General features: G+C 53.7%; 13 protein-coding genes. 9 read left to right on the forward strand and 4 right to left on the reverse strand.

Annotated elements, in window-relative coordinates; translation table 11 throughout:
* Positions 1-14: 14 nt before the first annotated feature.
* The gene (rnhA, locus tag R2I50_RS04750; protein ID WP_316607993.1) at positions 15-452 is read right to left on the reverse strand and encodes a ribonuclease HI; all 438 of its coding nucleotides are present in this window, start codon (positions 450-452) and stop codon (positions 15-17) included.
* 2 nt (positions 453-454) lie between these two features.
* On the reverse strand, positions 455-1,756 hold the full coding sequence (locus R2I50_RS04755) for a GTP-binding protein (protein ID WP_316607995.1): 1,302 nt from the start codon (positions 1,754-1,756) through the stop codon (positions 455-457).
* A 257-nt stretch (positions 1,757-2,013) separates the two neighbouring features.
* Here R2I50_RS04755 and R2I50_RS04760 point away from each other — a divergent pair, with 257 nt between their 5' ends.
* Positions 2,014-2,730 (forward strand): hypothetical protein, encoded by a 717-nt coding sequence (locus R2I50_RS04760; protein ID WP_316607996.1) that lies wholly within the window; start codon positions 2,014-2,016, stop codon positions 2,728-2,730.
* A 58-nt stretch (positions 2,731-2,788) separates the two neighbouring features.
* Here R2I50_RS04760 and spoVAC read toward each other — a convergent pair whose 3' ends face one another.
* Positions 2,789-3,226 carry a stage V sporulation protein AC gene (gene spoVAC / locus R2I50_RS04765; RefSeq protein ID WP_316607997.1) on the reverse strand — a complete coding sequence of 146 codons (438 nt, stop codon included), beginning with the start codon at positions 3,224-3,226 and terminating at the stop codon, positions 2,789-2,791.
* Positions 3,227-3,366: 140 nt separating this feature from the next.
* Here spoVAC and R2I50_RS04770 point away from each other — a divergent pair, with 140 nt between their 5' ends.
* Genes R2I50_RS04770 through R2I50_RS04785 form a run of 4 tightly spaced genes read left to right on the forward strand, consistent with a single transcriptional unit; the run spans position 3,367 to position 8,098 of the window.
* The gene (locus R2I50_RS04770; protein ID WP_316607998.1) at positions 3,367-4,515 is read left to right on the forward strand and encodes a cysteine desulfurase family protein; all 1,149 of its coding nucleotides are present in this window, start codon (positions 3,367-3,369) and stop codon (positions 4,513-4,515) included.
* Between the two features lie 20 nt (positions 4,516-4,535).
* The gene (gene thiI / locus R2I50_RS04775; protein WP_316607999.1) at positions 4,536-5,708 is read left to right on the forward strand and encodes a tRNA uracil 4-sulfurtransferase ThiI; all 1,173 of its coding nucleotides are present in this window, start codon (positions 4,536-4,538) and stop codon (positions 5,706-5,708) included.
* Between the two features lie 34 nt (positions 5,709-5,742).
* The gene (srtB, locus tag R2I50_RS04780; protein WP_316608000.1) at positions 5,743-7,662 is read left to right on the forward strand and encodes a class B sortase; all 1,920 of its coding nucleotides are present in this window, start codon (positions 5,743-5,745) and stop codon (positions 7,660-7,662) included.
* A gap of 4 nt (positions 7,663-7,666) precedes the next feature.
* Entirely contained in the window at positions 7,667-8,098 is a 432-nt protein-coding gene (locus R2I50_RS04785) for a hypothetical protein (RefSeq protein WP_316608001.1), read from the forward strand.
* 54 nt (positions 8,099-8,152) lie between these two features.
* Here the strand turns inward: R2I50_RS04785 and R2I50_RS04790 are convergent, their stop codons facing one another.
* Positions 8,153-8,959 (reverse strand): Cof-type HAD-IIB family hydrolase, encoded by an 807-nt coding sequence (locus R2I50_RS04790; RefSeq protein WP_316608002.1) that lies wholly within the window; start codon positions 8,957-8,959, stop codon positions 8,153-8,155.
* A 330-nt stretch (positions 8,960-9,289) separates the two neighbouring features.
* Here R2I50_RS04790 and R2I50_RS04795 point away from each other — a divergent pair, with 330 nt between their 5' ends.
* From R2I50_RS04795 to R2I50_RS04810, 4 genes are all read left to right on the forward strand, one after another.
* Positions 9,290-10,795, forward strand: a complete 1,506-nt coding sequence (locus R2I50_RS04795; protein WP_316608003.1) for an amino acid adenylation domain-containing protein — start codon at positions 9,290-9,292, stop codon at positions 10,793-10,795.
* A 113-nt stretch (positions 10,796-10,908) separates the two neighbouring features.
* Positions 10,909-11,136, forward strand: a complete 228-nt coding sequence (locus R2I50_RS04800) for a phosphopantetheine-binding protein (protein ID WP_316608005.1) — start codon at positions 10,909-10,911, stop codon at positions 11,134-11,136.
* Between the two features lie 67 nt (positions 11,137-11,203).
* Positions 11,204-12,391: a diaminopimelate decarboxylase gene (locus tag R2I50_RS04805; protein WP_316608007.1), complete on the forward strand. Its 1,188-nt coding sequence runs from the start codon at positions 11,204-11,206 to the stop codon at positions 12,389-12,391.
* A gap of 42 nt (positions 12,392-12,433) precedes the next feature.
* On the forward strand, positions 12,434-14,068 hold the full coding sequence (locus R2I50_RS04810) for an MBOAT family O-acyltransferase (protein ID WP_316608008.1): 1,635 nt from the start codon (positions 12,434-12,436) through the stop codon (positions 14,066-14,068).
* Positions 14,069-14,085 lie beyond the last annotated feature (17 nt).

Here is a 14,085-nt window from a genome sequence, read left to right on the forward strand (position 1 = left end):
AGGGCATTTATATATCACATATATTTCTGACTTTCGGCTACCGCGAGGCGGTCACAGCGCTCGTTCTCGGGATGGCCGGCGTGTCCCTTGATCCAGACAGGCTCGACCTCATGTACGTCGCACAGCGAGAGCAGCCGTTCCCACAGCTCCGGGTTGAGGGCTTTTTCTTTCTTGTTGCGCATCCAGTTATTTGCCTTCCATTTGCGCGCCCAGCCGAGTTTCAGGGCGTTGCAGACGTACTGGCTGTCGGAGTACAGCGTGACCTTACACGGCTCCTTCAACAGACTCAGCGCTTCGATCACCGCCATGAGCTCCATGCGGTTGTTGGTGGTGTGAGCCTCGCCGCCGGAGATCTCCTTCTCGTGACCGTTGTAGCGCAGTACCGCGCCCCAGCCACCGGGGCCGGGATTACCGGAGCAGGCGCCGTCGGTGTAGATATCGACCTGCTTCATTTTTACAGCTCGGCCAGACAATCGTCAAGCGCCTTGGTGATGCCTTCCTTATCGAGGTTCTGACCGATAAAGACCAGCTTGATCATGCGGTCGCCGTACTTGTCGTCCCAATCCTTCTGCAGCTCGGGATCCTCCTTGAACATCTTGCGGCGGATGTGAGCGGGAGCGGCGGCGAGCCACTGACCGTAGTCGGAGCAGTCCATCTGTTTACCAGCCTGCTCGAACATGATCGCCCAGTCCTTGTCCTCCTTGATCCAGAACAGACCCTTTGCGCGGATGATGCCCTTGGGGAAGGAGGCGAGGAACTTCTCAAACTTGTCCTTTGCGAACGGCTGACGGCGATAGTAGACGAAGGTGCCGATGCCGTATTCCTCGACCTCGCCGCCGTCGTGATGGTGGTGATGATGGTGGTGACCGTGCTCCTCATGCTCGTCGTGGTCATGATCGTGATGATGGTGATCATGATCGTCATCGTCATCATCGTCATGATGGTGATGGTGGTGCTCATGCTCGTCGTGATCATCGTGGTCGTGATGATGCTCATGCTCGTCGTGATCGTCCTCATCCTCGTCGATGTCGGCGTTGAGCTCCTGTACCCAAGCGGCGGAGGATGCGACCTTGTCAAAGTCGAAATAGTTGGTGTCGAGGATCTCCTTGAAATCCACTTCACCGTGGGTGGTCTCGATCATCTTCGCCTCGGGCTGGAGCGCGCGGATGACCTTCTTGATATTTTTCAGCTCTTCCTCGGATACGAGGTCGACCTTGTTGAGGATGATGGTGTTGCAGAATTCGATCTGTTGGATCAGCAGGTTCTCAATATCCTCGTCGTCGATATCTTCCTTCAGCAGATCGCCGCCGCAGCCGAACTCAGCCGACAGACGCGCCGCGTCAACAACGGATACGACATTGTCGAGTCTGCAGAGCTTGGGCAGTCTGGGATCGTTGTAGGAGCCGTCCAGCATGGAGATGGTCTGGGCGATCGGGATGGGCTCACAGATACCCGAAGCCTCGATCAGGATGTAGTCGAACTTCTGCTGCTTGACCAGTCCGAGGATCTGCTCGATCAGGTCGGTCTTGAGGGTACAGCAGATACAGCCGTTCTGCAGGGGGACGAGAGTGTCGTCCTTCTCATTAACGATACCGCCCTTCTGGATCAGATCGGCGTCGATATTGACTTCGCCGATATCGTTGACGATGACCGCTACCTTGTAGCCCTCCTGATTGTTGAGGACATGGTTAAGCAGAGTCGTCTTGCCTGCGCCGAGATAACCGGTCAGCAGGGTGACGGGTACGATTTTTCTCATATAGATCATTCCTTTGCCTATGATATGGTTACTTCTGTATTATATCACATTGGGCAAAAGATTCAATAGCGCTATCGCTGACATTTCGCGGGGAATGTCGGGCAGTTTTATGATTTTTGCCTACAGGAAAGAGGAAAACCGCTTAAATGTAAATAATTCAAAAATTATGCAGAATGACTCTTGCTTTACAGGGCGCTTTCATGTATAATATGCTACAGCATTATTGCAGAAAAGAAAAATAACAGCAAGGAGTGTTGATGGATATGAGAAATGATGATTACGAGAGAGATGAGATGAACGCTATCCAGCGCGAAAGAATGGAGCGCAGACAGGCGACCCGCCGCAAGAGTATGATCACGACGGCGGTATTCGCGGGCGTCGGCGTTCTGCTGCTGGCTGCGATCATCTTCGGCGCTGTCAAGCTGATCGGCGGCGGTAAGAAGGATCAGAAAACCGCCCCCACTACCGTGACCGCGACCATCTCCACCGAGGCGAAGAGCACCACAGCGGCGACACAGCCTGCGACGACTCAGGCGCAGAATAACGGTCAGACCGCGCAGCAGGCGACGCAGCCGGTTCAGGTAACCGCGACCGAAGCGGCGAACAGCGGCAGCATCGATCCCGCTCTCAATAATAATACCAATAACGCCAACAACGGCGAAAACACCAACACAAACAGCGGTAACGCGCAGGGTAATGCCGGCGGCGCTGTCGAGGGCGGCAACGTTCTTCATTATTACGCGAACGGCCAGACCTCTTACGGCTACGACTGGAACTACTCGGGCGGCGGAGGTGTCGTATCGATCTACTGCACCTATGATTTCGATGCCAAGCAGTATGACTTCACTGTGACCGGCGTCAGCGAGGGTACGACTTCCTTCACCCTGTATTACAACACCGACGACGGCGTTCAGGTACCCGTACCGATGACCGTCAGCGTCGACAGCAATCTGAACGTCACTCAGATCGGCTGAGAAATCGAATAAAAGAATTCAGACCGGTGTATTCACGTCGGTCTGTTTTTCTGCCGTTTTACAGGAGCGTCGATATAAAGTAGATGATGCCGTACAGCACTGCGGCGGTCGTTCCGTAGACGAGGACGGGACCCGCGATAATGAACATCTTCGCCGCCAATCCCGTGATCAGTCCCTCCGCTTTGAATTCGATCGCGGGCGCCGACATGGCGTTGGCGAAGCCCGTGATCGGCACCAATGTTCCCGCGCCGCCGTGCTTTGCGAGGCGTTCGTACTGATGCAGCCCCGTCAGCAGTACGCCGAGAAAGACCAGCGTGACCGAGGTAAGGGTCTTGGCGGTCTCTTCTTCGATCCCGATAGCAGAATACAGCGTAAGGATCAGTTGACCGAGCAGGCAGATCGCGCCGCCGATGCAGAACGCTTTGGCGCAGTCCTTGACGCTCGTGCTGTTTTTGGAGCGCTGCTTGACCAGCTGCGCGTAAGCTTCATTCGTCATAATATCACCGAAGCTAGTATTTACCGCCGTTTACAAAATATTCAGGTTTTTTTAATCAATATCGCTTGATATTAGACGCGGTTGGATATATAATTATCCTGATAAAATAGGCGTACTGTAAATACGCAACAAAGAAAGTGATGAATATTCATTATTTAGATAACAGCGCGACCACGCGGGTGAGCGAGGCGGCTGCGCAGGCGGCGCTCGGTATGATGCGCGACAACTTCGGCAATCCGTCGTCGCTCCACGAGGTCGGCTTGAACGCGGAGAAAGCGGTTGAGCGGGCACGGCAGACGATCGCCGGATCCCTCGGCGCGGACGCGAAAAGCATTTTCTTCACCTCGGGAGGTACCGAGGGTAACAATACCGTGCTGTTCGGCGTGGCTGAGGCGCTCAGGCGCCGCGGCAACCGTATCATCGTCTCGGCGGTGGAACACAGTTCCGTCTACGAGAGCGCGAAGCGGCTCTCTGAGCAGGGCTTCGACGTGCAGTATGCGCCTGTCGGCTCCGACGGCGTCGTCGATGTCGAGACGTTGAAAGCATTGTTGACCGAAAAGACCATCCTCGTATCCGTGATGACGGTGAACAACGAGACGGGCGCGATCCAGCCGATCGAGCGGATCGCGAGGCTTGTACATAAGTGCAGCCCCGAGGCGGTCTTTCACTCCGACGCGGTTCAGGCATACTGCAAGATGCCGCTGAAACCGAAGAAATGGGGCGTAGACGTGATGACCGTCAGCGCGCATAAGATCCACGGCGCAAAGGGCTGCGGCGCGCTGTACATCGGCTCGGGCGCGCGTATCGAGGGCGGACGTGTGGTGCCGCTTCTGTACGGCGGCGAGCAGCAGAGACGTCAGCGTCCCGGTACCGAGAGCACGCCGCTGATCGCCGCTTTCTCTAAGGCGGTCGAAGAAGCGGATATTACCGCGAACGGTACCTATATCCGCAAGCTGAACGCTTATGCGACCGAACAGCTGAGTGAGCTCGAAGGCATTGCGTTCAATTCATCCGAAGATGCGCTGCCGTATATCATCAACATTTCTGCCGAGGGCATCCGCAGCGAGACGATGCTCCATCATTTGGAAAAGGAGTTCGGCGTGTATGTCAGCTCGTCAAGCGCCTGTTCCAAGGGCAAGCGCAGCTATGTGCTTACGGCGATGGGGCTCCCCGATGATCGGGTAGACAGCTCCCTGCGTATCAGCTTCAGCAAGTATAACACTAAGGAAGATATCGACGCTCTTGTCGAGGGACTTCGCGACGGACTCGCGACCCTTCAAAAACGTTGAAAATCAGCAAAGGAAAGTTTATGAAAGAAATCGTTTTGATCAAGCTCGGCGAGATGGTCTTAAAGGGACTCAACCGCCGCACCTTCGAGGATGTGCTCCTCAAAAATATCAAATACAGACTCAGGGGACTCGGTAAATTCGAGATCAAGATCGCCCAGTCCACCATCTATATCAATCCTCTCTCGGAGGATACCGACCTCGATGAAGTATGCGAGCGTATCGGCGAGGTGTTCGGCATCGTGACCTTCTCCCGCGCCTGCGTGTGTGAGAAGGATTTCGACGATATCCTTGCGAAAGCCCCCGCATACTGCGCGCCCTATCTCGAGGACGCTAAGACCTTCAAGGTTGAGAGCAAGCGTTCCGACAAGCGCTTTCCCTACAAAAGTCCCGAGATCTCGGCGCAGGTAGGCGGCAAGCTCCTCGAAGCCTGCCCGCACCTCAAGGTCGACGTCAAGGATCCCGAGGTCACTGTCACGGTAGAGGTGCGTGACTTCGGCGCTTATATCCGCTGTGAGACCATCCGCGGTCAGGGCGGTATGCCGGTGGGTACGTCGGGACTCGCCACCGTGCTGATCAGCGGCGGTATCGACTCTCCCGTCGCCGCCTATATGATGGCAAAGCGCGGCTTGAAGCTCAACGCCGTTCATTTCGAGAGCCCGCCCTATACCTCCGAGCGTGCGCGCCTGAAGGTCGAAAAGCTGCTTTCCGAAGTCAGCCGTTTCGCGGGTTCGATCGACATGTACACCGTGCCGCTGACCAAGGTACAGGAGACGATGCGCGACCGCTGTCCCGAGGAGCTGTTTACCATCCTACTCCGCCGCGTGATGATGAAGATCGCCACGCACTTTGCGGAACAGACCAAGTCCGGCGCGCTGATCACGGGCGAGAGCCTCGGTCAGGTCGCGTCCCAGACGATGTACGCCCTGAACTGTACCAACGCCGCGGCGGGGAAGATCGTGTTCCGTCCGCTGATCGGCATGGACAAGCAGGAGATCATCAATATCTCCCGCCGGATCGGTACCTTCGAGACCTCGATCGAGCCGTATGAAGACTGTTGTACGATCTTTACGCCCAAGCACCCGCGTACCAAGCCGATCCTACATTTTGTCGAGCAGGCGGAGCGCGAATCACAGCTCGACGAGCTGATCGAAGAAGCGATCGCGAATACCACGCTTAAGACCATTGATTTTTAGTATAAGCGATTCTCTCCCGAAAAGAGGGTAAATTATGTATAAAACCGAACTTGTTTTGATCAAGCGGGACGCTGCTGCAGATTCGGAGCTTACCGCGAATCAATCTGCAATCTCCGATATCCTGTATCAGCATGCCGCAGAGCTTAACAGCACGAGCACGCTCAGCCCCGCGCCGAAGAAGATTACCGACTATGTTATCAAGCGGATCGGCGGCGGTGATACGGAGCTGTTCGTCTTTATGAACGCGCTGGATCAATCCGGTGCCGAGGGATTCCGCAAGCTGTTCTACGACCTGATCGGCACACTGGAAAAGAGTGTCAGGATCGATAAGGAGCATAAAAATCTGCGCCCTGTCGTCAAGGTAAGCTCCCTCGGCGAACTCGGAGGCGGCTGTAAAGGTTACTGCTTCTCGTTCGGCGGAAGACGCTTTGTCGCTCTGCCTCAGGTATCGATGGCCGGTAAGGCTTATGAGAGTTTGACCGATGAGGCGCTTCAAAAAGCCGACGAGATATTCGAAAGACAGAGAGAGCGATATCCCGAGGGCATTGCCTTCGTTGATAAAAAGGGAGTTGAGGCTGACCCTGAGCTGAACCGCGTGTCTCCCGAACTCCTCATGCTCTCTTCCAAGCAGGGCTTTATCCAATCCTTTATTCCGCAGAAGAGCGATACCTCTAAGCAGAAGGCGCGTAAAATCGCCGTTCTGCTCGCAATCGTCGCCTTTATCGGCGCGGGGATTTATGTGCTGAACTTCTATGTTTTCGCACCCATGCGCAACAATGCCATTACAAGCGAAATCCAGGAGATCGCTTACAGCGGCGAGAGCAAGGGCGACGGAAAGAAGGACGGCTCCGCTCAGGATTGGAAGGCGCTGAAAAAGATCAACGAGGAGATCGTCGGCTGGATCACGATTCCCGATACGGTGATCGACTATCCCGTGCTGGAGCATAAGGGCGACGACCGCTACAACCAGTACTATCTGGAGCGCTCCTATAAGAAGGACGGTACCGAATACGGCAGTATCTTCCTCGATTACCGCTCCACCGACAGCGTAAAGTCACGCAACGTGATCATGCACGGTCATAATATGCGTGACGGCAGTCAGTTCCATTCCTTGCTCAATTATTCGCATGAAGGCTCGTTGAAAGCGGATCTTGATTACTACCGAGACCATCCCGTTATCACCTTCAACACCCCGGACGGCGACGCAAAGTACAAGATCATCTCGATCTTCAAAACTTCGACCCGTTATGAGGACGGCGAGTTTTTTAATTATATGCAGGGCGAGTTCAACTCCGACGCGGAGTTTATGAACTTTGTTTATCATACGCGAATTCGTTCTATGGTCAATACTCCCGTCACCTGTAACGAGGGCGATCAGATCATTACGCTTTCCACCTGCTGTTACGAGTTCTATCAGTGGCGATGCGTCGTTGTGGCGCGTAAGGTGCGTCCGGGAGAGGATCCGGGAGTTGACGTCAAGCTCGCGGAGCTCAACGATTCTCCACTGTTCCCCGAGTCGTACTACGAACGCTACGGCGGAACCCGACCCGATCCGGGAACCTTTAAGTCCGCTAACGGTAAAGGTAAGATCGGCTGGTATGACGGCAAGGGCAACCTGGAGGGCAGTGAGGTCCTGACGGCGACTGCAGCCTCGAACCCCACTGAGCCACCCACCGAGAAGCCGAAGCCCGGTGAGACCATCCCGACCGAGCCGCCGGTGGTCACCTATTATCCCGTGACCTTCCGCAACTTCGACGGTACCCAGTACGCTGCCTATAACGTCAAGGAGGGCGATCCGCTGCCCATCCCGGACGGCGTGCCAAAGCTGCCGTCGGATGATTATTACAACTACACCTTCAAGGGATGGAACCTCGATATCCCGGGCGTAGATATCAATGCGCTGAATGTCGGATTGGATATCTACCCGAAGGTAGAGTCGACGCCAAAGGAATAAGCCGATGAAATATAATTTAGTTTTTTATCTTGCAAAAAAGACCTCCTACTGTGAGAAGGCCGTTAAAAGATCGCTGTCGTCAATTGACGGAGAAGTTTACCGGATCACCGCTGCGACCTCTCCCGTGACGCTGGGCGAGGAGGTCTCCCGCAGCTTGCGTACCTGTCCGCTGACCGTGATCGTCGGAGGGTTGAGCGCTCAAGGGGATGATAATCTCTCAACCGTGCTTTCTCGGGTGTTTTCAAACTCAGGATTAAGTCTTGAGAATATGCGCCGGCTGAGTGCCGACGGTGCGGAGCAGGGCTATATCGTACGTTATAAGAGCCAGATTCTGCTTGCGCTGCCCGATCATCCCGCGATGATTGAGAAGCTGTGTAGCGATGAACTGCTGGGCTTTATCGGCGAGAAGCTAAAGCCCGAAAAAGAAACCGAATAAGATGAAGAAACCGCCGCTTCGGAGTTGTCCGAAACGGCGGTGTTTTATTGATCGTCAAATGATATTAAAGTGCCTCAGGGCGGCGACGATACCGTCGTGATCGCAGTCTGCGGTAACATAGTCCGCGGCCTCCTTGAGCGCTTCTTCGGCGTTGTCCATCGCGACGCCCATGCCGGCTGTTTGTATCATGCGGATATCGTTGTAGCTGTCGCCGAAGGCGATCACTTCATCCGTGGTGATACCCATGTCGTTGCAGATTGCTGTGACGCCGGTGCCTTTGTCGACGCCTTTGGGCATGACCTCGAGGAACCACGGAGCGGATAGATAGATATCGACCTCGTCGCCGAGAGCTTCGATCAGCTTTTGTTCAAGCTCCCTGAGCTCTGCGGGATCGCCCGCTAAGAGATACTTGTGTATCTGCCAGTCGATGAAGTTCGGCAGATCGTCGACCACGTTCAACGGAAGTCCGATGACGTCGCTCTCGATATGAGTATAATCGTTGACCTTGTTGTCGGCGTAGATAGTACTGCCCTTATGCACCATGGCGGTGACGTTGGTGGGGCGGAGAATGTCGTAGACAGGCTTGATGTAGCGGCTGTCCAGATAGCTTTTGCCGATCAACTCATCGCGGGCGTTCATGATCGCCCCGCCGTTGAAGCCCATGTAATAACCCCCGTAGCGAAAGACCTCCAGCTTCTCGGCGTACGGACGAACGCCGTAGGGCAGTCGGCCCGACGCGACAGCGACTGTCATGCCGTTTTTCTGCGCCTGTATCAGGGCGGAGCGGGTGACGGGGGAGAGCTGTTTTTTCTTATTGAGCAGGGTGTCGTCGATATCCAGTGCGATCAGCTTATATGTCATAATATACCTCGGTTGTGCTTTATCTGACACAGTTTATCACAAAAGCAGTTGTTTGGCAAGTGTGAGAATCGTATTTTAAGGGCTTTCGATGAATTGTTATTCACTTTCTGCACGAATATAGCGAAAAACAGAAAAGTCAGCCGAATCATGATAAAAACAGTTGAAATTATTACATTTTATGATATAATATAAAATGTATTATTATGGAGTAATGTGGATAAATATATTCTGAATCGGTTAAGCTGATATATGATTGTCCCGATGACTTTTCAGCTCTGTCAATCTGTTGATTCGGAAAAGACCGCAGTATTTTGAAAGGATGTGTTATCTATGCAGACATCCGTTTTGGAACGGCTTGACTATGTCGCAAAGTCCTATGCTGATAAGGTGATGTTCAAGGATCCCGAGAACAGTCTGACCTTCCGTCAGTTCGATGAGCTCACCCGGTCGATCGGCACTTATCTTGCCGGTCTTGTGAAGCCCGGCGACCCTGTCGCGGTAATGTCCGGACGTCATGTTTACACCCCCGCGTGCTTTCTCGGCGCGGTCAGGGCGGGATGCTTCTATGCCCCGATGGACGGCGATATGCCCAAGGCGAGGCTCAATCAGATCCTCTCCGTCATCAAGGCGCCCTATATGCTGGTCGATCAGGCGCATCTGGAAGCGGCGCAGTCCCTCGACTTCGACGGCGAGATCATCGTGATGGAACAGATCATGCAGACCCCCGCGGATGAAGCACTGTTGGCTCAACGTGCGGCGACCTTAGTTAATACCGCGCCGCTGTATGTGATCTTCACCTCCGGTTCGACCGGTAAGCCCAAGGGCGTTATCACCTCACACCTGAGCCTGATGACCTATATCGACAGCGTGAGCAAGGTGCTCGATATCAACGATACCGATATCATGGGTAATCAGAGCCCGCTGGATTATATCGCGGCGGTTCGCGATATCTACTTCCCGATCAGCAAGGGCGCGTCGACCTTTATCATCCCGAAGAATGAATTCGCCGTGCCGACGGCGCTGTTCAATACGCTTAATCGTGAGAAGATCACTGCGTTGTGCTGGAGCGTAGCGGGCGTTGAGCTGCCCGCAAAGCTGGGCGCTTTTGACGAAGGTAAGCCCGAGTATCTGAAGAAGCTGTGTTTCTCCGGCTCCGTCATGCCCTGTAAGTACCTGAAGATCTGGCAGGAGAACCTGCCCGACGTGCTGTATGTCAACCAGTACGGTCCCACCGAGGCGACCGCCTCCTGCACCTACTATGTGGTAGGGGAGAAGGTCAGCGACGATACCGTGCTCCCTATCGGCAAGCCGTATGATAACTACCGTATCACTCTGCTCAACGATGATAACACCGCGACTAAGCCCGGCGAGATCGGTCAGATCTGCGTCAGCGGTCCTGTTCTTGCACTCGGCTATTACGGCAATCCCGAGGTGACTGCGGCGTCCTTTATCCAGAATCCGCTGAACGGGAATTATCGCGAGCTGCTGTACAAAACCGGCGACCTCGGCAGATGGGGCGAGGACGGAAACCTGTATTTTCACGGTCGTATGGATCGCCAGATCAAGCACCTTGGTCATCGTATCGAGCTCGGTGAGATCGAAGAGACCGCCCGCAAGGTGGACGGCGTGAAGGATTGCTGTTCCCTGTATCATAAGGAGAAGGCGACCCTCTACCTCTTCTACACCGGCGAGGCGACAAGCAAGGAGATCGTGCTGTATTTCAGAGCGAACATGCCCGCCTTCATGGTACCGCGTAAGCTCATCAACCTTGAGGCGCTGCCCGCTCTGCCCAACGGCAAGACCGATATGCAGGCGCTTAAGGCGATGTTTAAATAATCGATAACGCGCATTGCGGCTTCATTGTCGTTGCGTGAACGGGAGGACATAATCCTCCCTCATAAACAAACCCTAATAAACAAATCAATTATTCAGAAAAAGGAGATTTAATCATGGATGAATTAATGGAAATCTTAGAAGAACTCAGACCTGATGTTGACTTTGAGAACGAGACCGCGCTGATCACGGACGGTATCCTCGATTCCTTTGATATCGTTGCGCTCGTCGGCGAGCTGAACGACGCTTTCGATATCGAGATCAAGCCGAACAACCTGGTTCCCGAGAACTTCAACTCCGCCAAGGCAATGATGGCGCTGATCGAGCAGCTCCAGGACGAGTGATCGAATAACTGTCATTACAATGATCCGGGCTCCCTCGTCACAGGGAGCCCGAGTAAGGACTGATAGCATGGATATCAATAAACTAAGGGAGCTTCTGCCCGCGGTAGGAACCCCCTCTTATATATTTGATCTCGACGAATTTGAAAAGCGTGCTTTGCTGGTTAAAAAATACTTCGGCGATACAGTCGGTATGTGCTTTTCCATCAAGGCGAACCCTTTTCTGCTCGGTAGGATGCCCGCTTGCTTTGATAAGATCGAGGTGTGCTCGCCCGGTGAGCTGACGGTATGCGAAAGAACCGGCGCCGATATGAGCACGGTCATCTTCTCCGGCGTCAACAAGGGCTTTGCCGACGTTGAACGTGCCGCCGATGATAACGTCGGAACCTTTACCGCTGAGAGCCCGCTGCATTTGAAACTGGTCAGCGACGCCGGCGTTCGCCGGGGCAAGGTCTTCCCGCTTCTGCTCCGTGTGACCGACATCAAGGGCGGCAGCCAGTTTGGTATGAGCGAGGAGACTGTTTTTGACCTCATCCGTCGCCGTGACGAGTATCAGGGCGTAGAGATCGTCGGTCTGCATTACTTCACCGGTACGGCGAAGCGAAAAGCGAAGCCGATCGAGAAGGAGTGCGACTACCTGATCGACCTGACAGCACGCATCAAGGCGGAGCTCGGCTTTACCGTACAGCGTATCGAGTACGGCACGGGGCTTGCGGTCGATTACTTCTCCGATAATGCTGATGCGGAGGAGGAGGAACGTCTCGCGTCCGTCGCGCCGAAGCTGAAGGAGCTTGCTGAGGTCGCCGAGCTGACTGTCGAGATGGGTCGCTTCTTCGCGGCTCCCTGCGGTTATTATCTCACCAAGGTTGTCGATGCAAAAACCAACTTCGACATCAATTACGCGATCGTCGACGGCGGTATGAACCAGCTTAAGTATAACGGTCAGTTGCAGGGTATGCAGATTCCCGAGATCCTCCATCTCAAGGACAGCGAGCCTGAGGGCGAGGAGCAGCCGTGGACGCTGTGCGGCTCGATCTGTACGACCGCTGACGTTCTGGCGAGGAACGCCGTGTTCACCGATCTTGAGATCGGCGACGTGCTGGTATTCTGCCGCACGGGCGCTTATTCGTGTATGGAGGGCATCTCGACCTTCCTCAGCCGCGAGCTGCCCGTTATCGCCGAGTATAGTGAGAAGGAAGGACTGCGTATCCTCAGAAGTATGCTGTTCTCCGATAAGCTGAACACTCCCCGCAGATAATCACAATTGAAAAAACTCAAATAAATCCGAATTAGGTTCATTATGACATATACATCCATTAACTTTTTATTCTTTGTGCTTGCGACAGCGCTGATTTACTTCATCTTACCGTGGAAGAAATACCGCTGGACGGTTCTGCTTGCTGCCAGCGTGATTTTTTACAGCCTGGCAAGCTATAAGTATGCCGTCTTCATCGTATTTACCGCTATGTCTACCATGGGTATCGGCATCTGGCTCGAAAAGGTGAACGAAAACGGCAAGGCTTTCTTGAAGTCAAAGAAGGGCGAATGGGATCGCGAGCAGAAGAAAGACTATAAAAATAAGCTAAAGATCAAAAAGCGCTGGATCATGGCGTTGTGTCTGATCTTAAACTTCGGTATCCTCGCTTTTTTGAAGTATTATAACTTCTTCGCGGGTTCGTTGAACGATATCTTAGGTTCGTTCGGCGCAACCTTTTCAGCGCCGACACTGGAGCTCTTTCTGCCGCTGGGTATCTCGTTTTACACCTTCCAGAGCATGGGGTATATCGTGGATGTCTACCGCGAAAAAACCAAGGCGCAGCGTAATCCGTTCAAGTTTCTGCTGTTCGTCTCCTTCTTCCCGCAGATCATCCAGGGACCGATCAGCAACTATGAGCAGCTTGCTCATCAGCTTTTTGACGGTCATGACTTTGACTATACGCGCTTCAAACACGGCTGTCAGCTGATCCTGTGGGGCTTCTTCAAGAAGCTCGTCATCGCCGACAGGGCGGTTATCGCAATCAATACCGTGACTGCTACTGCGGATGGTTATAACAAGTATTCCGGCACGACGCTGACCTTTATCATCCTTTTGTATGCCTTCCAGCTGTACGCCGACTTCTCGGGCGGTATCGATATCTCCCGCGGTGTGGCGCAGATGCTTGGTATCGATATGATCGACAACTTCAAGCGCCCGTATTTCTCAAAGTCTATCAACGAGTATTGGCGCCGCTGGCATATCTCGCTGGGCGCATGGATGAAGGACTATATCTTCAATCCGCTGGCAATCTCGTCCGCGTTCCTCAACGCGAGCAAGAAGATGCGCGGCACCCGCTTCGGCAAAACCAAGGCAGGCGCTCATATCGCAAAGGTTCTGCCTACAGCGTTTGCTTCACTGATCGTCTTTTTGGTGGTCGGTATCTGGCACGGAGCTAACTATAAGTACGTTGCGTTCGGTCTGTGGAACGGTGTGATCATCATGCTGTCAACCCTGATGCAGCCGCTGTTCGACGGTGCTGTCGACAAGCTCCATATCAACCGCAAGAATTGGCTGTTCTGCTTCTTCCAGATGTTCCGTACCTTTATCATCGTACTGGTCGGCTATGTTTTTGACGTAGCGCCGTCCTTTGAACAGGGTATGATGACCATCACCCGATTCTTCAATAACCAGGATCTTATGCGCGCCAAGACCGAGATCTTTGATAAACTCGGACTTTCGTGGAAAGACTATCTCCTGTTGGGCGTATGCCTGTTCGTGGTGTTGATCATCAGTATTATCCAGGAACGTCATACTGATACGGATATACGCCATCTGCTGGATAAAAAGCCGTTTGTGCTCCGCTTTGTCCTCTATTTCCTCTGTATCATGGCGGTGATCATCTTCGGTATTTACGGCTCCGGTTACGCGGCGGCTGACTTTGTATATATGCAGTTCTGACGGAACGAGGCATTACT

It is taken from the genome of uncultured Ruminococcus sp. (assembly GCA_902785355.1).
GTDB lineage: Bacteria > Bacillota > Clostridia > Oscillospirales > Acutalibacteraceae > Ruminococcoides.